The 18053-nt window shown below is 63.3% G+C and carries 18 protein-coding genes; 6 read left to right on the top strand and 12 right to left on the bottom strand.

The annotated features are described in order from the left end of the window. Positions 1-10: 10 nt before the first annotated feature. The 3 genes from AB4Z43_RS14735 to AB4Z43_RS14725 all read left to right on the top strand — a co-directional run bounded on the left by AB4Z43_RS14735 (position 11) and on the right by AB4Z43_RS14725 (position 3225). On the top strand, positions 11-988 hold the full coding sequence (locus AB4Z43_RS14735; protein ID WP_441938079.1) for a right-handed parallel beta-helix repeat-containing protein: 978 nt from the start codon (positions 11-13) through the stop codon (positions 986-988). 318 nt (positions 989-1306) lie between these two features. Beyond that, positions 1307-2518 carry an NADP-dependent isocitrate dehydrogenase gene (locus AB4Z43_RS14730; protein WP_038646407.1) on the top strand — a complete coding sequence of 404 codons (1212 nt, stop codon included), beginning with the start codon at positions 1307-1309 and terminating at the stop codon, positions 2516-2518. An 80-nt stretch (positions 2519-2598) separates the two neighbouring features. Then, positions 2599-3225: a glutathione S-transferase family protein gene (locus AB4Z43_RS14725; protein WP_019857768.1), complete on the top strand. Its 627-nt coding sequence runs from the start codon at positions 2599-2601 to the stop codon at positions 3223-3225. A gap of 14 nt (positions 3226-3239) precedes the next feature. On the opposite strand, the gene AB4Z43_RS14720 is transcribed toward AB4Z43_RS14725, so the two are convergent. The 5 genes from AB4Z43_RS14720 to recA form a co-directional block, all read right to left on the bottom strand. Then, positions 3240-3719, bottom strand: a complete 480-nt coding sequence (locus AB4Z43_RS14720; protein WP_441938077.1) for a DUF2269 family protein — start codon at positions 3717-3719, stop codon at positions 3240-3242. Continuing rightward, positions 3716-4564: an SDR family oxidoreductase gene (locus tag AB4Z43_RS14715; protein WP_441938075.1), complete on the bottom strand. Its 849-nt coding sequence runs from the start codon at positions 4562-4564 to the stop codon at positions 3716-3718. The genes AB4Z43_RS14720 and AB4Z43_RS14715 overlap by 4 nt, the downstream gene beginning before the upstream one ends. Further along, a complete protein-coding gene (locus AB4Z43_RS14710) occupies positions 4561-4980 on the bottom strand; it encodes an NAD(P)H-binding protein (protein WP_441938073.1) in 420 nt (139 codons plus the stop codon). The genes AB4Z43_RS14715 and AB4Z43_RS14710 overlap by 4 nt, the downstream gene beginning before the upstream one ends. Before the next feature lie 10 nt (positions 4981-4990). After that, entirely contained in the window at positions 4991-7657 is a 2667-nt protein-coding gene (alaS, locus tag AB4Z43_RS14705) for an alanine--tRNA ligase (protein WP_019857764.1), read from the bottom strand. A gap of 259 nt (positions 7658-7916) precedes the next feature. Then, a complete protein-coding gene (gene recA / locus AB4Z43_RS14700; RefSeq protein WP_010909075.1) occupies positions 7917-9014 on the bottom strand; it encodes a recombinase RecA in 1098 nt (365 codons plus the stop codon). A 280-nt stretch (positions 9015-9294) separates the two neighbouring features. On the opposite strand from recA, the gene AB4Z43_RS14695 reads away from it, so the two are divergent. Together AB4Z43_RS14695 and AB4Z43_RS14690 are read left to right on the top strand one after the other, a co-directional pair. Then, entirely contained in the window at positions 9295-10239 is a 945-nt protein-coding gene (locus AB4Z43_RS14695) for a carbohydrate kinase family protein (RefSeq protein ID WP_441938070.1), read from the top strand. A gap of 64 nt (positions 10240-10303) precedes the next feature. Further along, entirely contained in the window at positions 10304-11221 is a 918-nt protein-coding gene (locus AB4Z43_RS14690) for a pseudouridine-5'-phosphate glycosidase (protein ID WP_441938068.1), read from the top strand. A gap of 1 nt (position 11222) precedes the next feature. Here the strand turns inward: AB4Z43_RS14690 and AB4Z43_RS14685 are convergent, their stop codons facing one another. Next, a complete protein-coding gene (locus AB4Z43_RS14685; RefSeq protein WP_140888592.1) occupies positions 11223-11546 on the bottom strand; it encodes a TfoX/Sxy family protein in 324 nt (107 codons plus the stop codon). Between the two features lie 87 nt (positions 11547-11633). Here AB4Z43_RS14685 and AB4Z43_RS14680 point away from each other — a divergent pair, with 87 nt between their 5' ends. After that, entirely contained in the window at positions 11634-12131 is a 498-nt protein-coding gene (locus tag AB4Z43_RS14680; RefSeq protein ID WP_441938066.1) for a GFA family protein, read from the top strand. A gap of 127 nt (positions 12132-12258) precedes the next feature. Here the strand turns inward: AB4Z43_RS14680 and sufA are convergent, their stop codons facing one another. The 6 genes from sufA to sufB all read right to left on the bottom strand — a co-directional run bounded on the left by sufA (position 12259) and on the right by sufB (position 17980). Then, on the bottom strand, positions 12259-12639 hold the full coding sequence (gene sufA / locus AB4Z43_RS14675) for a Fe-S cluster assembly scaffold SufA (RefSeq protein ID WP_441938064.1): 381 nt from the start codon (positions 12637-12639) through the stop codon (positions 12259-12261). A gap of 102 nt (positions 12640-12741) precedes the next feature. Further along, a complete protein-coding gene (locus tag AB4Z43_RS14670; RefSeq protein WP_027046765.1) occupies positions 12742-13134 on the bottom strand; it encodes an SUF system Fe-S cluster assembly protein in 393 nt (130 codons plus the stop codon). 8 nt (positions 13135-13142) lie between these two features. Then, complete coding sequence (locus tag AB4Z43_RS14665; protein ID WP_064983522.1) at positions 13143-14387, bottom strand: cysteine desulfurase; 1245 nt, start codon at positions 14385-14387, stop codon at positions 13143-13145. A gap of 4 nt (positions 14388-14391) precedes the next feature. Then, entirely contained in the window at positions 14392-15660 is a 1269-nt protein-coding gene (gene sufD / locus AB4Z43_RS14660; protein ID WP_441938062.1) for a Fe-S cluster assembly protein SufD, read from the bottom strand. Between the two features lie 19 nt (positions 15661-15679). Continuing rightward, a complete protein-coding gene (sufC, locus tag AB4Z43_RS14655) occupies positions 15680-16435 on the bottom strand; it encodes a Fe-S cluster assembly ATPase SufC (protein ID WP_038646395.1) in 756 nt (251 codons plus the stop codon). Positions 16436-16462: 27 nt separating this feature from the next. Next, entirely contained in the window at positions 16463-17980 is a 1518-nt protein-coding gene (sufB, locus tag AB4Z43_RS14650) for a Fe-S cluster assembly protein SufB (RefSeq protein ID WP_019857752.1), read from the bottom strand. Positions 17981-18053 lie beyond the last annotated feature (73 nt).

Below are 18053 nucleotides of genomic sequence, written 5' to 3'. Positions count from 1 at the left end.
GGAGGGGCAAATGAACGTCTTACGATTTTTCCTTTTAATCGCTGTGTTGCTTCTGGCATCAGTCTTCCTGATTGCTCCGGCTTCCGCGCAAGCGACCCGCACCTGGGTTTCCGGCGTCGGCAACGATGCCGATCCATGCAGCCGAACGGCACCTTGCAAGACGTTTGCCGGCGCCATCTCGAAGACGGCGACGGCCGGCGAGATCAACTGTCTGGACCCGGGCGGATTTGGCGCGGTCACCATCACCAAATCCATCACCATCGACTGCAGAACGACTGAAGGCGGTGTGCTTTCGGCGCTCGTGAACGGCATCATCATAAACACGCCTGTCGGCTCCGTCGTGCATCTTCGCGGTCTCGACATAGACGGCGCGGGCACCGGACTCGACGGCGTGCGGATGACCGGCCAAGGTCAACTGCATATCGAGGACTGCAACATCGAGCGGGTGACCAGCAATGGCGTCGAATTTCTTCCCAACGGTGCCAGCGAACTCTACATAATCAATACGCGGATAGCCGAGGCGGCCGGTGGCGCCATTCTCATCAAAACGACTGGCGCCATTGGCATCAATGCCATCCTGTCCAGGGTGGAACTGACCAACAGCGCCAATGGCATTCTTGTCGACGGCACCGGCAACACCTCTGCCATGAATATGGCACTGACCGACAGCCTGGTCAGCGGCAACACCGGCAACGGAGTGGCGGTCAAGTCCGTCGCCGCGGCATCGTCGGTACGCGCGACGATCGTCAACACCACGATCAGTTCCAATGCCGGCGTCGGCGTCAACGCCAACGGCGCCGCCGCCAGCGGCGCCGGCAGCGCCATCGCCTTTCTCGGCGCCTCGACGGTGTTCGGCAATGTCAGCGGGGTCAGCAACACCGGCAGCGGCGCCGTCCAGTCGTTCAAGAACAACATGATCTCCGGCAACGTGGTCGACGGCACACCGATCACGGCCTTCCCCGGCCCTGGCGGCACGCCGCTGCAATAAGCGCGCCTGCCGCCTGCGTGCGGCAGCATGAAACAAAGGCGATGCCGCCTGCCTCTCGATGGGCGGTGCGGCATCGATTTTGTTCACGATTGCAGGATCGGTTCACCGTTCGCGGAAACGCCGAACCGCTCCGTCCCCTTGTTTTGCGGCAATTTCGAACGAAAAACCGCTTCACACTTTTCCTGGAATTGCGCCAGCAGCGGCCTGCTTCCGCATTGCCCCGGTTTGCGCCGCCCGGATCGCTTTGCTATAGGCGAAGTCCCTATCCTGGCGGGGCCGACCCGCCATCCCCCAACTGTTGAACGAGGCATTCTTTCCATGGCGAAGATCAAGGTGGCGAACCCGGTCGTCGAACTCGACGGCGACGAGATGACCCGCATCATCTGGCAGTTCATCAAGGACAAGCTGATCCACCCTTATCTCGACCTCAAGCTCGAATATTACGATCTCGGCATCGAGCATCGCGACGCCACCAACGACCAGGTGACCATCGATTCGGCCAACGCCATCAAGAAATACGGCGTCGGCGTGAAATGCGCGACGATCACCCCCGACGAACAGCGCGTCGAGGAGTTCAAGCTGAAGAAGATGTGGAAGTCGCCGAACGGCACCATCCGCAACATCCTCGGCGGCACCATCTTCCGCGAGCCGATCATCATGAAGAACGTGCCGCGCCTGGTGCCGGGCTGGACCAAGCCGATCATCGTCGGCCGCCACGCCTTCGGCGACCAGTACCGCGCCACCGATTTCCGCTTCCCCGGCAAGGGCAAGCTGACGATCAAGTTCGTCGGCGAGGACGGAAAGGTGATCGAACATGACGTGTTCGACGCGCCCGGCGCCGGCGTCGCCATGGCCATGTACAATCTCGACGAGTCGATCCGCGAATTCGCCCGCGCCTCGCTGAATTACGGCCTGCTGCGCAACTATCCGGTCTATCTGTCGACCAAGAACACCATCCTCAAGGCCTATGACGGCCGCTTCAAGGACATTTTCCAGGAAGTCTACGAGGCTGAATTCGAGGCCGAGTTCAAGGCGAAGAAGCTGTGGTACGAGCACCGCCTGATCGACGACATGGTGGCCTCGAGCCTGAAATGGTCGGGCGGCTATGTCTGGGCCTGCAAGAACTACGACGGCGACGTGCAGTCCGACACGGTGGCGCAGGGCTTTGGCTCGCTCGGCCTGATGACCTCGGTGCTGATGACGCCCGACGGCAAGACGGTGGAAGCCGAAGCCGCGCACGGCACCGTCACCCGCCACTACCGCCAGCACCAGAAGGGCGAGGAAACCTCGACCAATTCGATCGCCTCGATCTTCGCCTGGACGCGCGGGCTGGCGCACCGCGCCAAGCTCGACGACAATGCCGAGCTGAAGCGTTTTGCCGAGACGCTGGAAAAGGTCTGCATCCAGACCGTGGAGTCCGGCTTCATGACCAAGGACCTGTCGCTCTTGATCGGCCCCGACCAGCCCTGGCTCTCGACCACCGGCTTCCTCGACAAGATCGACGAGAACTTGCAGAAGGCGATGGCCTAAGAACCCAGCTTTACACATGCCGAAGGCTCCGAAAGGAGCCTTCGCCTTTTTTGGGCCAGCGAAAGCGAAGGGCTGACAGCATGACCAAGCCGATCCTCTATGGCGCGGACTACAGCGTCTATGTGCGCATCGCGCGGATGGCGCTGGAGGAGAAGGGCATCGACTACGAACTCGTGCCGCTCGACATCTTCGCCGCCGAGGGCATCCCGGCCTGGTATCTCGAACATCACCCGTTCGGCCGCATCCCGGCTTTCGAGCATGACGGTTTTCGCCTTTTCGAGACGAATGCGATTACCCGCTATGTCGATGAGGCTTTCGACGGTCCGGCGCTGCAGCCCGCCGATACGCGTGGCCGCGCCAGGATGGGCCAGATGACGGGCATGCTCGACGCTTATGGCTACCGCGCCATGGTCTGGGACGTTGCCGTCGAGCGGCTCGAAAAGCCAGAGCCGGATGAGACCCTGATCGCTAGCGGCCTGAGCCAGGCCCAAACGGTCCTCAGGGTACTCACCTCACTCAAGGCTCCCGGACCTTGGCTGCTCGGCGATCACGTGACACTGGCCGACCTGCATGCCGCGCCGATCATCGCATATTTCCTCAAGGTTGCCGACGGGCAGAAGCTGCTGGCCGAGTTTCCCGAGATTCAGGCCTGGTGGGACCGCATCGCGGCCAGACAAGCCTTTGCCATGACCGAAAAGGCCGATTGAGAGCCAAGGCGGCGCTAAAACCCTATCTCGGGCCGGGTCACCATCAGCCAGAGAATGGCAAGCACGGCGGCGAAAGCCGGCAAGCCGCAAGCAAACCAGATGCGAAACAGGCGTTTCTCTTCGGCGGGCAGCGGCGCGTTTTCGATGGCGGCCTGCCGCGCCAGGTTGCGGATCCGGATCTGAATCCAGACGACCGGCAGCCAGAACAGGCCGGTGACGACATAAAGCAGCAAGGACAGAACGATCCGGCCTTCGTTGAGCGGCCAGCCCAGTGCCTGAGCCAGCAGCACGCCCGTGATCGGCTGCACGATGACGGCGGTCGCCGTAAAAATCGTGTCGGCGATGACGACCGTGCCCGCGACATGGGCGACGAGGTCGGCGCGTCCGCTGCGTTGCGCCATTAGCATGAAGAAGGCGATGCCGGCGCCAGTGCCGAACAGAACCGTGGCGCCGATAACATGCGCCCAGCGCAATATGTCGGCCCAGAGGCTCATCGCTCGTCGAGCACCGCGAGCGCCACCAGCACTAGGCAAAGCGCCGGGATCGTCTTGACCAGCGGTCCCAGTGGATCGAGCCATAGGCCGGGGACAAGGAGCGTCGCGCCCGCCAGATAGGACAGCGTGATCGCAATCATCGCCAGCAGCGCGTGCCGGGCCAGGGATCGAACCACGACAGCCGCGCCAACCAGGATATCCGCAGCACTTCCGACGAGAACCAAGATGTGAGCGAGGCTCGCCGAGACGCCGTGCGAAACAAGGATATCCGCCGCTGCCTCTTGCCGGATCAGACCGACGACACCCGAAACAAGCCAGAACAAGGACAGGCAAGCGAAGATGACAGGCTTTGCCAGCCAGAGGCGGCCGAACCATCGTTCCTGGACATTGGCGGACATATCGGCCAGCGTTGCTTCCAGCGGCTGAAGCGGACGGCCGGAAATTCGGTTCCAAGCCGCTGCGTCGCCCGTGACGCCGCGCGCCACGGCAGCAAGGGCTGCGCTGCGCAGCGGGGACCGCCAGCCGAGAATGCCAAGCATATCGGCAACCGCGCCCGCAAGCCGGCCGAGAATGGCAGGCATCGGCACCACTCTTGCGGGCTGCAGGCCAAGCCACGCACGCAAGGCGGTCAAGACCTCGGCGAGCGGTCTGGCATTGGCTTCAACGAGATCGACGGCAAGTCGGGGCGGCAGCGATCCGGCGACCGCCCGTGACACCGCTTCGGCAACGTCGGTGACCGCCACGGTCTGGATCGGCTGGCGCGTCATGACGGCCGGAACAAAACCCGGAAATGTCGCAAGGGCACGCAGAAGTGCCGTTCCGCCATAGGCGGCGGGCGCGATCACCAGGCCCTTGCGACGGCCTGGTCGCCTTGCGCCTTGGTGCTGAAGAAAGGATTTGCCGAAGCGAGATCGGCGCCGATCGCGGAGATCTGCGCAAAGCGGTGAACACCGGCCTGTTCGCAGGCAGCAACGAGTGCCACCACCGAGCCCCGATGAACAGCGTCGAGGCGGTCGCGCGGGCCGTCCTGCAAGGCGCCCGCCGCATTGACCACCGCGTCCATGCCCGCAACCACCGGCAGCCAGTCTTCGGCGGCAAGCAGTTTCGACATGTCCGCCGCGATCCAGCGAACCGCGGGCCGACGCCGCCCGGCATCCTGAACATCGCGGCCGAGACCGGTCACATGATGACCGTCGCGAAGCAAACGGCCAATGACGGCGTCCCCGATCAACCCATAGCCACCGAGGACGAGAACATTCATGTCATGGCTTTCAGGCGGCTTCGAGCGCCGCCTTCACAGCCGCGATCGCATCATTGGCCTTCGAGGCATCCGGGCCGCCGGCCTGGGCCATGTCGGGCCGCCCGCCACCGCCCTGCCCGCCCAAGGCGGCGGAGGCGACGCGCACCAGGTCGACGGCGCTGAAGCGGCCGACGAGGTCGTCGGTAACGGCGACGACGACGCTTGCCTTGTTGTCCTCGCCGGCACCGACAAAGACGACGACGCCGGAGCCGAGCGAGGTCTTGCCGGCATCGGCCAGCGGCTTCAGATCCTTCGGCGAGACGCCGGAGACCGCCTTGCCGAGGAAGCCAACGCCCGCGACCGTCTCGTTCTCCGAGGGTGCACCCGCCGCGGCGCCGCCGCCCAGCGCCAGTTTCTTGCGCGCTTCGGTCAGGTCCTTCTCGAGCTTCTTGCGCTCTTCGAGCAAAGCCTCGACGCGGGCCGGCACGTCGGCGGGCGAGATTTTCAGCACGGCTGCCGCCGCCTTCAGACGCCGATCCTGCTCGTCGAGATGTTTTCTGGCCGCCTCGCCGGTCAGCGCCTCAATACGGCGCACGCCGGCGGCGACCGCGCTGTCGGAGACGACGCGGACCAGGCCGATATCGCCGGTCGCCCTGACATGCGTGCCGCCGCAGAGTTCGACCGAATAGGGCCGGTTGGCCTTGGCGCCGTGCAGGCCCGTGCCCATCGACACGACGCGTACCTCGTCGCCATACTTCTCGCCGAACAGCGCCATGGCGCCTTCCGCAATCGCGTCGTCGACCGACATCAGGCGCGTGGTCACCGGGCCGTTCTGCACGACGATTTCGTTGGCCATGCGCTCGACCTCTTCGAGTTCCTCGGCCGAGATCGGCTTGTTGTGCGAGATGTCGAAGCGCAGACGCTCGGGCGCGACCAGCGAGCCCTTCTGCGCGACATGAGTGCCCAGCACCTCGCGCAGCGCCTCGTGGATCAGGTGCGTGGCGGAGTGGTTCGCCCGCAGCCTGGTGCGGCGCGCATGGTCGACTTTGAGCTCGACGGCGGCGCCGGTCCTGACCGTGCCGCTCGCCACCTTGCCCAGATGCACGAACAGCCCGTCGGCCTTCTTCTGCGTGTCCGCGATCTCGATCGAGAACCCTTCGCCGGAGATGATGCCGGTGTCGCCCATCTGGCCGCCGGACTCGCCATAGAAAGGCGTCTGGTTGACGACCACCGCAACGGCATCGCCCTTTCCGGCGCTGTCGACGGTCTTGCCGTCCTTGACCAGCGCCTGGATCAGGCCTTCCGCCTGCTCGGTCTCGTAGCCGAGGAATTCGGTGGCGCCGGTCTGTTCGCGCACGGAGAACCACACCGTCTCAGTGGCGGCCTCGCCAGACCCGGTCCAATGCTTGCGCGCCTCGGCCTTCTGCTGCTCCATCGCATTGGTGAAGCCGGCAAGATCGACCGAGATGTTGCGCTGGCGCAGCGCGTCCTGCGTCAGGTCAAGCGGGAAACCGTAGGTGTCATAAAGCTTGAAAGCCGTCTCGCCATCCAACATGTCGCCGGCATGCAGCGTTTCCGTCGCCTCGGAGAGCAGGCCGAGGCCGCGCACCAGCGTCTTGCGGAAGCGCGTCTCCTCGAGCTTCAGCGTCTCGGTGATCAGCTGTTCGCCGCGCAGCAGCTCGGGATAGGCCTGGCCCATCTCGCGCACCAGAGCCGGCACCAGCTTCCACATCAGCGGTTCGTTCGCGCCGAGCAGCTGCGCGTGGCGCATGGCGCGGCGCATGATGCGGCGCAGCACATAGCCGCGGCCTTCGTTCGAAGGCAGCACGCCGTCGGCGACCAGGAAGGACGACGAGCGCAAATGATCGGCAATGACGCGGTAGGAGGCCACCGTTTCCGCGTCAGGCGCGCGCCCGAGCGCGGAGGACGCCGCATCGATCAAATGCCGGAACAGGTCGGTTTCGAAAACGCTTTCCACGCCCTGCAGGATGGAGGCCATGCGCTCCAGCCCCATGCCGGTGTCGATCGACGGGCGCGGCAGGTCGATGCGCTCCTCCTTCGTCACCTGTTCATATTGCATGAACACCAGGTTCCAGAATTCGAGGAAGCGATCACCATCCTCTTCGGGGCTGCCGGGAGGACCGCCCCAGATGTGCTCGCCGCGATCGATGAAGATTTCCGAGCACGGCCCGCAGGGACCGGTGTCGCCCATCGCCCAGAAATTATCCGAGGTCGCGATGCGGATGATGCGATCATCCGAGAAGCCGGCGATCTTCTTCCAGAAGCCGGCCGCCTCATCGTCGGTGTGATAGACAGTGACCAGCAGCTTGTCCTTCTTCAGCCCGAACTCCTTGGTGATCAGGTTCCAGGCAAGCTCGATGGCACGCTCCTTGAAGTAATCGCCGAAGGAGAAATTGCCGAGCATTTCGAAGAAGGTCAGGTGGCGCGCGGTGTAGCCGACATTGTCGAGGTCGTTGTGCTTGCCGCCGGCGCGAACGCTCTTCTGGGCGGTGGTGGCGCGCGAATAGGACCGCTTCTCCAGACCGGTGAAGACGTTCTTGAACTGCACCATGCCGGCATTGGTGAACATCAATGTCGGATCGTTGCGCGGCACGAGCGGGCTCGAGGCCACGACCTCGTGGCCCTCCTTGCGGAAATAGTCGAGAAAGGTCGACCGGATCTCGTTCACGCCACTCATGACTGCTGCCTTTTCGCGAAAACCGCCGGCGCGGCCGGCGGAAACTGGTGTCTGCTTTCCAGAAATAGACTTGGCCTTTTAGCGGGCACGCTCCAGCCTGTCCAGAAACACGGAACTGGGCCAATCCTGGGAGTCTATTGGCCCCAAAAACGAAAACCGCCGGCGCGAAGGCCGGCGGTTTTGGACGCGGTACTAAAGAACTCGATTACTTAAGCATCAGGTCATAGGCCGACTTTATGGCCGAACTCTGTCCGTTGCCCTACATCGCGCCGGCTTCGTCCTCAAAACCGTCGTCGCCGCCTTCAGACCCGCCATTTTCGAGGAACTTTTCGGCGATCAGCCCGGCATTCTGCCTGAGCGCCAGTTCGATCTCGCGTGCCGTATCGGGATTGTCGCGCAGGAACAGTTTTGCATTTTCGCGGCCCTGGCCGAGGCGTTGCGAATTGTAGGAGAACCAGGCGCCGGACTTCTCGACCACGCCGGCCTTGACGCCGAGATCAACCAGCTCGCCGGTCTTGGACACGCCCTCGCCATACATGATGTCGAACTCTACCACCTTGAAGGGCGGCGCCAGCTTGTTCTTGACCACCTTGACGCGGGTCTGGTTGCCGACGACCTCGTCGCGGTCCTTGACCGAGCCGATGCGTCGAATGTCGAGGCGCACCGACGCGTAGAATTTCAGCGCGTTGCCGCCGGTCGTGGTCTCGGGCGAACCGAACATGACGCCGATCTTCATGCGGATCTGATTGATGAAGATGACCATGGTGTTGGATCGCGAGATCGAGGCGGTCAGCTTGCGCAGCGCCTGGCTCATCAGGCGGGCCTGCAGGCCGGGCAGCGAATCGCCCATCTCGCCCTCGATTTCGGCGCGCGGCGTCAGTGCCGCAACCGAATCGACCACCAGCACGTCGATGGCGCCGGAACGCACCAGCGTGTCGCAGATCTCCAGCGCCTGCTCGCCGGTGTCGGGCTGCGAGATCAGCAGGTTTTCAAGATCGACGCCGAGCTTGCGGGCATAGACCGGGTCGAGCGCGTGTTCGGCGTCGACGAAGGCGCAGATGCCGCCCTTCTTCTGGGCTTCGGCCACCGTGTGCAGCGCCAGCGTCGTCTTGCCCGAGCTTTCCGGCCCGTAGATCTCGATGATGCGGCCGCGCGGCAGGCCACCGACGCCGAGCGCGATGTCGAGGCCGAGCGAGCCGGTCGGCACCGTTTCGATCTCGACGACCTGCTCGTTCGCGCCGAGCCGCATGATCGAGCCCTTGCCGAAAGCCCGCTCGATTTGCGACAGCGCCGCATCCAGAGCCTTTGATTTGTCCACTGCCTTATCCTCTACAAGCCGCAAAGAATTCTGAGCCATGATACATCACCCCTTGGTCGTCAATGAAGGCCGGACAATCCGTAATCCCTGCCATTTTGTACCTTTTTTGTTCTCGTTTGGCAAGAGGGATCAAATATCTGAAAAACAAGTCATATCCGGATTTGTTCTTTTTTCGTACCAAGAGATCGAGCAGGAATGCACCCCGCATTGGCCAGACTGCTCGATTGTATCGACCCGCCGAATCGCCATCTTGCTGGCGAAGGTCTGCGGCGCAGTCTAGCGCTTGTGCAGTCGCAATAACAAAGGGCATATCGCCAGCATGGTGAAATCCATAAAGATACTGGCCGTGGGCGGCGCCCATATCGACCGGCGTGGCCAGGTGTCCGGCGCCTACGTGCCGGCCGCGTCCAATCCCGGCACGATGCGCGAGGATGTCGGCGGCGGCGTGTTCAACGCGCTGCGCAGCACGGTGCGGCGCGGCGTATCGGGCTCGCTGATGTCGATGCGCGGCGGCGATGCCGGGGCCGACACCATTTCGCGAGCCATCGCCGAGGCAGGCATCGCAGACCTGTCGGCGGTCTTCCTCGACCGCACGACGCCGAGCTATACGGCGCTGATCGATCGCGAGGGCGAGTTGATCGTCGGCTTCGCCGACATGGCGCTGTACGATCTGGCGTTTCCCAAGCAGATGAGGCGCTCCAAGGTCCGCGAGGCGATCGCAGCCGCCGATGCCATACTGTGCGATGCCAATCTGCCGTCTTCGGCACTGGAGCGGCTGGTTTCGCTTGCCGCCGGCAAGCCGGTCTATGCCATTACCATTTCGCCGGCCAAGGTGGTGCGGCTGATACCGGTGCTCGGCGCGCTGGCACTGGTCTTCATGAACCGGCGCGAGGCCGTCGCGCTGGCCGGCGTCAATGCAAATGCCGCCGAGCGAGACGTCGTCGACGGGTTGCGATGCAGCGGCCTTGCCAGCGGCGTCGTGACGGCAGGCAGCGCGCCGGTGCTGGGTTTCGACGAGACAGGCGCTTTTTCGATCCAACCGCCTGCCCCCAGAAAAGTCGCCGACGTCACCGGCGCCGGCGACGCGCTGGCGGGTGCGACGGTGGCAGCCTTGCTGCGCGGCCTGCCGCTGCGCCAGGCCTTGCGCGAAGGCGTCGCGGCGGCGACGCTGGCCATCGAAAGCGCCGACGCCATCCCTGATTTTACCGCGGCAAGCTTCGCGGAAGCGCTGGCACTTGTGCCGGACGCGCAGGAAGTGGCATGAGACCGGCAAATTCATAGTGCCGCTGTGTTGCCGGCATGCGCCGCACCGCGAGTTGGAGATCCAGATGAGCCCCGAAACCGCCCGCCCCTTCATCGACATCAACGCACCGGTGGCGCAAGCCCTGGCCGCCGGGCGCCCGGTTGTGGCGCTGGAAAGCACCATCATCACCCATGGCATGCCCTACCCCGACAATGGCGCCATGGCGGCCAATGTCGAGAAGATCATCAGCGACGGCGGCGCCATACCGGCGACGATCGCCGTGGTTGGCGGCCGCATCAAGATCGGCCTGTCCGACGGCGAGCGCGAATCGCTGGCCATGACCGGTGACGCCATGAAGCTGTCGCGCGCCGACCTCGGCTTTGCCGTCGCGCAAGGGCGCACGGGCGGCACGACAGTCGCCGCCACCATGATCGCGGCTGAAATGGTCGGGATAAAAGTGTTCGCCACCGGCGGCATTGGCGGCGTGCACAAGGGCGCCGAGAAGAGCTTCGACATCTCCGCCGATCTCGACGAATTGGCGCGCACGCCGGTCATCGTCGTCTCGGCCGGCGCCAAGGCGATCCTCGACATCGAAAAGACGCTGGAAGTGCTGGAGACGCGCGGCGTGCCTGTCGTCGGCCATGGCTGCCAGACCATGCCCGCCTTCTGGTCGCGGCAGTCGCCGTTCCGCGCCCCGCTGACCCTTTATAAGCCCGAAGAGATCGCGCATTTCTTCCGGACTCGGCAGGCACTGGGCTTGGGTGGCGGCATGTTGATCGCCAATCCGGTGCCGGAAAACCACGAAATCCCTGCTGAAGAGATGGCGGGCTATATCGACGCCGCGCAAAAGGCGGCCGAGGCGCTCAACGTGACCGGCAAGGCGGTGACGCCGTTCCTGCTGGGAAAAATCCTGGAGTTGACCGGCGGCCGCAGCCTCAAGACCAACATCGCGCTGGTCGAAAACAATGCGCGGCTGGCTGCCGAGATCGCCAAGGCCCTGTAGTTCACTTGCCTGCGCGCCGCCCTGCCTCATAGGCGCGGCGCGCCCACACCGTCATCTCATCGGGATCGTCAAAGGCGCTGTCGGGAATGCTCCAATAGGGCATCGCCACCAGCTTGCCGTGGCGCTTGCCGGTATAGGTCCATTGCTTGCAGCCCGCGGCTTCGAAATCGGGCGCGCTTTGCTCGTCTGCCTTGAGCAGCAACTCGCCCCTCAGCACGATGGCGACGATGACGCCGTCGAAATAGATGCCCTTCCCGCCGAACAGCCGGCGAATGCTGACCGGGCCTAGCCCTGAGAACAGTTCGGCGATGCGTTCATTGTCCATGCCGCAATCATGTCACCGGCATTTGACATTGTCATCGCGCAACGAAAATCATGCTGACAGGTTGACCATTCCGTCGGAGTTCTTGTCATGCCGCTTCTGCTCAAGGGGTCCTGCCGCTGCAACGCCGTGCGTTTCGAGGTGGAGAGCCACACGCCCGTACCGTTCATGCTGTGCTACTGCTCGATCTGCCGCAAGCAGCAGGGCGGCGGCGGTTTCGCCATCAATCTCGGCGCCGACTACGAAACGCTGAACATCAGGGGCAAGAGAAGCCTTGGCGTCTACCGCGCCGAGATCGATGATGACGAGCATCCCCATTGCGAGGTCTCGACCGGCGAGCGCAATTTCTGCCGTAAATGCGGGTCGGCGCTCTGGCTTTACGACCCGACATGGCCGGAGTTGGTGCACCCCTTCACCTCGGCCATCGACAGCGACCTGCCGAGGCCGCCTGAAAAGGTGCATCTGATGCTGAAATACAAGGCGAACTGGGTCGAACCCGATATCGGCAAGGGCGACAAGACGTTCGACGTCTACCCCGAGGAATCGATCGCCGACTGGCACAAGCGGATGGGGATGTGGGTGGATTAGCGGCTTTCGCCCCGTTTATGGGGACAAGATGAGGCTAGCCGCGGCGGCGCCAACCTTGGAGGGGCCAGTGCTGCCCCTCACCCGTCACTTCGTGACACCTTCTCCCCGCAGACGGGGCGAAGGAAGATCAGGCCGAAGCGCGTGCTTCGGCCAGCGCCTTGAGGTCGGCCGGCTTGAGTTCGACCGACTCGCCGCAGCCGCAGGCCGAACTCTGGTTCGGGTTGTGGAAGGTGAAGCCGGTGCGCAGCGTGGTCTGCTCGAAATCCATCTCGGTGCCGAACAGGAAAAGCGCGGCCTCCGGCGCCACATAGACATGGGCGCCGTCGCGTTCGATGTGATCGTCCTTGGTGTTGGGCTCGGTCACCAGGTCGACCGTATATTCCATGCCGGCGCAGCCGCCCTTCTTGATGCCGAGGCGGATGCCGTGCGCGTTGTCACGGGTAGCCACGATCTCGCGCACCCGGTCTGCGGCCTTTTCGGTCATCTTGATGACGGCGAAGCGTCCCATTCTCTTTCCTTCTCCATTCCATGCAGGTTCAAGGCCTGCCGAATGATTCCTCACCTAAAATGGTGAAGTTTTACCCCTGGCGCAAGTGTACCAGGCTCGACGCTAGTACCACCCCACCGCCACCTGCGCTTCTTCCGACATACGGTCGGGCGACCAGGGCGGGTCGAAGGTCATGTTGACCTCGACGCCGGACACGCCTTCGACGGCGCCGACGGCATTTTCGACCCAGCCCGGCATTTCACCGGCCACCGGGCAGCCCGGCGCGGTCAGCGTCATGTCGATCTTGACCGAGCGGTCGTCCTCGATGTCGATCTTGTAGACGAGGCCGAGCTCGTAGATGTCGGCCGGAATTTCCGGGTCGTAGACCGTCTTCAGCGCCGACACAATGTCGTCGGTCAGCCGCGCCAGTTCGTCGGCGGGAATGGCCGAGGCCGATACGATGCCATTTGCAGCCGTTTCCGGCGCGGTCTCTTCGGTTGTGCTCACATCGTCCATGGTCGTCATCACCCAAAGAACTTTCGCGCTTTTTCAAGCGCCTCGGCCAAAGCGTCGACTTCGGCCCTGGTATTGTACATGCCGAACGATGCCCTGCATGTGGAGGTTACACCAAAGCGTTTCAACAGCGGCTGGGCACAATGGGTGCCGGCCCGCACTGCCACGCCCTGCCTGTCTATCACCATCGACACGTCATGGGCATGAATGCCTTGCAGTTCGAAGGAGATGATGGCGCCCTTGCCAGGCGCATCGCCGAAGATGCGCAGCGAGTTGATGGCGCGCAGCCGCTCATGCGCGTAGGTCTTGAGGTCTTCCTCGTGCGCCGCGATGCGCTCACGGCCGATCTTTTCCATGTAGTCGAGGGCAGCACCCAGCCCGATCGCCTGGACGATCGGCGGCGTGCCGGCCTCGAAACGATGCGGCGGCTCGTTGTAGGTGACGATGTCTTCCGTCACCTCCTCGATCATCTCCCCGCCGCCCATGAAGGGGCGCATGCCCTGGAGAATGTCCTTCTTGCCGTAGAGCACGCCGATGCCAGACGGACCGTAGACCTTGTGGCCGGTGAAGACGAAGAAGTCGCAGTCGAGATCCTGCACGTCGATCGGCATATGCACGGCGCTCTGGCTGCCATCGACAAGGACGGGAATACCACGCGCGTGCGCGATGCGCACGATCTCCTTGATCGGCGTCACCGTGCCCAGCGCATTCGACATCTGCGTGATGGCGACCAGCTTGGTGCGGTCGGTCAGCCGCTTCTCGAACTCCTCAATGTGGAAGACGCCGAGATCGTCGACCGGCACCCAGACCAGCTTGGCGCCCTGCCGCTCGCGGATGAAATGCCAGGGAACGATGTTGGAGTGGTGCTCCATGATCGACAGCACGATCTCGTCGCCCTCGCCGATATTGGGCATGCCATAGCCATAGGCGACGGTGTTGATCGCCGAGGTCGTGTTGGAGGTGAAGACGATGTTGTCGGTGCTCGACGCGTTGAGGAAGCGGCGCACCGTCTCGCGCGCCTTTTCATAGGCATCGGTCGCTGCGTTGGACAGGAAATGCAGGCCGCGATGGACGTTGGCGTATTCCTGGGAATAGGCATGCTGGATCGTGTCCAGCACCACCTGCGGCTTCTGCGCCGACGCGCCATTGTCGAGGTAGACCAACGGTTTGCCATAGACTTCGCGCGACAGGATCGGGAAGTCGCGGCGGATCGCCTCGACGTCGTAGAAATCTCCGATCTTGCCTGGAGCGTTCATCATTTCACCCGTGCGTCACAAACCATTCGTCGAGTCTCGCTTCCAGCGCCTCGACGATCGTCTCGTCGTCCAGTTCCTCGATCACCTCGGCCACGAAGGCCTTGACCAGCAGACCGCGAGCCGACTTCTCGTCGACACCGCGAGCCATCAGGTAGAACAGATGGTCGTGGTCGATCTCGGTCACCGTCGCGCCGTGGCCGCAGACGACGTCGTCGGCGAAGATTTCGAGCTCAGGCTTGGTCGAGAACTCGCCATCGTCCGACAACAGCAACGTGTTGCAGGCCATCTTGGCGTTGGTCTTCTGCGCATATTGGTGGACGTTGATGCGGCCCTGGAAGACGCCGCGCGCCTTGCCCGTCACCACGTTGCGGATGACCTCGGTCGAGGTGGTGTGCGGCACGGCGTGGTCGAGCACCATCGTCACGTCGCTATGGGTATCGCCAGCCAGAAGGTTGATGCCGCGCAGCTTGAAATCGGCGCCTTCGCCGGTCGTCTTGACCATGACCTCCTGGCGCACAAGCTTGCCGCCGGCGTTCATGACGAACAGCGTCAGTTTCGCATTCTTGCCGATATGGGCCTTGAACTGCGCCAGATGCGTCGCCGTGTCCGGCTGCTCCTGGACGATCAGCCACATCACCTCGGCACCCTCGCCAAGCACCAGCTGGCTGACCGAACTGACCAGCGCCGCGCCATCACCCGCCTGACGCTCGACAATAACGGCCTTGGCGCCGGCGCCGACGCGAACGGCCAGGCGCACATGGGTCTGGCCGCCGGCCTGCACATTCTGCAGCTCGATCGGCTTTTCAAGTTCGGCGCCATCGGCGATGTCGACAAAATAGCCATCGGCAACGAAGGCGGTGTTCAGCGCTCCGATCGCATCGTCGCTGCCATAGGGATCGAGCCCCGGCGCGATGCTGCCATCAATCAACTTTTCCGACAGGCACTGGACGGCAACGCCCTCGATGGCCGGCACCTTCGCGTCGGACTTGCCGTTCAGGACCGGCAGGACGGCGGAGCCTTCGACGATCGGCGCGATGGCCTTGGCCATGGCGGCGGGGTCGAAGTCCGGCACCACGCTCAACAACCGGCGCAGGTCCGTGTAATGCCAGGATTCGACGCGCCGCGTCGGCAGGCCGTGCTTGATCGCCTCAATCGCGTCGTCGCGCTTCAGCATCACCGCGCCGTCGCCCGGCAGCAGCGACAGCCGGTCGCCGAACGCGTCGATCAACGCTGTCTCGGCCGGTGTCCGCTGCGGTTGTGTGTGCATATTCATCAGTCTTGCCTCTGGCATCTCACGCGGCTTCGCCGATCACGCCGGCATAGCCATTGGCTTCGAGGTCGAGCGCCAGCGACTTGTCGCCGGATTTGATAACCTGGCCCCTGTAGAGCACGTGCACGCTATCAGGCACGATGTGCTCGAGCAGGCGCTGGTAGTGGGTGATGACCAGGAAGGCCCGGTCGGGTGCCCGCAGCGCGTTGACGCCGTCGGAAACGATCTTCAGCGCGTCGATGTCGAGGCCGGAATCGGTCTCGTCGAGCACGCACAGTTTCGGCTCCAGCAGCTTCATCTGCAGGATCTCGGCGCGCTTCTTCTCGCCGCCGGAGAAGCCGACATTGAGCGGCCGCTTCAGCATCGCCATGTCCATGCTGAGCGAGGCTGCGGCTTCCTTCACCCGCTTGAGGAATTCGGGGATTTTCAGCGGCTCTTCGCCACGCGCCTTGCGCTGCTCGTTCATGGCCACTTTCAGGAATTCCATGGTCGCCACGCCCGGTATCTCCATCGGGTACTGGAAGGCGAGGAAAATGCCCGACGTGGCGCGCTCGGCCGGATCCATTTCGAGGATCGACTGGCCGTTGTAGAGGATGTCGCCTTCGGTCACCTCATAGTCCTCGCGGCCGGCAAGGATGTAGGACAGCGTCGATTTGCCCGAGCCGTTCGGGCCCATGATCGCGGCGACCTCGCCGGCTTTCACCGTCAGGTTCAGGCCGCGGATGATTTCGGTGCCGTCATCGACAATGCGGGCGTGCAGGTTCTTGATCTCAAGCATTCTTTTGTTTCCTGAATATCTGTCCGGTCAGCCGACCGAGCCCTCAAGCGAGATACCGATCAGCTTCTGCGCCTCGACGGCAAACTCCATCGGCAGTTGCTGGATGACGTCCTTGACGAAGCCGTTGACGATCAGCGCGATGGCTTCCTCCTCGGGAATGCCGCGCTGCATGACGTAAAATTTCTGGTCCTCGGAAATCTTCGACGTCGTCGCCTCATGCTCGAACTGCGCCGTCGAGTTCTTGGCTTCCATGTAGGGCACGGTGTGCGCGCCGCACTGGTCGCCGATCAGCAGACTGTCGCAGTTGGTGAAGTTGCGGGCGTTGGTCGCCTTGCGGTGCGCCGAGACCTGGCCGCGATAGGTGTTCTGCGAGAAGCCGGCGGCGATGCCCTTGGAGATGATGCGGCTCGACGTGTTCTTGCCGAGATGGATCATCTTGGTGCCCGAGTCGACCTGCTGATAGCCGTTGGAAACGGCGATCGAATAGAACTCGCCGCTGGAATCGTCGCCGCGCAGGATGCAGCTCGGATACTTCCACGTGATGGCCGAGCCGGTCTCAACCTGCGTCCACGAAATCTTCGAGCGGTCGCCACGGCAGTCGCCGCGCTTGGTGACGAAATTGTAGATGCCGCCCTTGCCCTCGGCGTCGCCGGGGTACCAGTTCTGCACGGTCGAATATTTGATCTCGGCGTCGTCGAGCGCCACCAGTTCGACGACTGCGGCATGCAGCTGGTTCTCGTCGCGCTGCGGCGCAGTGCAGCCTTCGAGATAAGAGACGTAAGCCCCCTCCTCGGCGATGATCAGCGTGCGCTCGAACTGGCCGGTGTTCTTCTCGTTCATGCGGAAATAGGTCGACAGCTCCATCGGGCAGCGCACACCCTTGGGAACGAAGACGAACGAGCCGTCGGTGAAGACAGCCGAATTCAGCGTGGCGTAGAAATTATCCGAGGTCGGCACGACCGAGCCGAGATATTTCTGAACCAGTTCCGGATGCTCGCGGATGGCTTCCGAGATCGAGCAGAAGATGACGCCGGCCTGCGCCAGCTCCTTCTTGAATGTGGTGACGACGGAGACGGAATCAAACACCGCGTCCACGGCGACGCGGCCGGATTTGTAGACGTTGTCGCTGGGCTCCTCGAGCTCCGAGGCGTCGGTCTTCTGCACGCCGGCGAGGATCTCCTGCTCGCGCAGCGGAATGCCGAGCTTTTCGTAGACCTTCAAGAGTTCCGGATCGACATCGCTGAGCGAGGACGGGCCGGGCGTGCTCTTGGGCGCGGCATAGTAGTAGATGTCCTGGAAATCGATTTTCGGATAGTGGACGCGCGCCCAGGTCGGCTCTTCCAGCGTCAGCCAGCGCCGATAGGCCTCCAGACGCCATTCCAGCATCCAGGACGGTTCGTCCTTCTTGGCCGAAATGAAACGGATGATGTCTTCGCTCAGGCCCTTGGGGGCCTTGTCGACAGCAATCTCGGTCTGGAATCCGTATTTGTATTGGTCGACGTCGATCTTTCGGACCCGATCGATCGTGTCCTGCACAGCAGGCATATGCGTTCTCCATCCACGCCGGGGTCAAGGCCCGGCAGTTTTCAAACTATGGCACCGCGAACGGCAGCCCCTT

Source organism: Mesorhizobium sp. 2RAF45 (genome assembly GCF_052115225.1).
Lineage (GTDB): Bacteria > Pseudomonadota > Alphaproteobacteria > Rhizobiales > Rhizobiaceae > Mesorhizobium > Mesorhizobium jarvisii.
The sequence above is the reverse complement of the archived record's forward strand: the minus strand, read 5'-3'. Positions and strand labels throughout refer to the sequence as shown.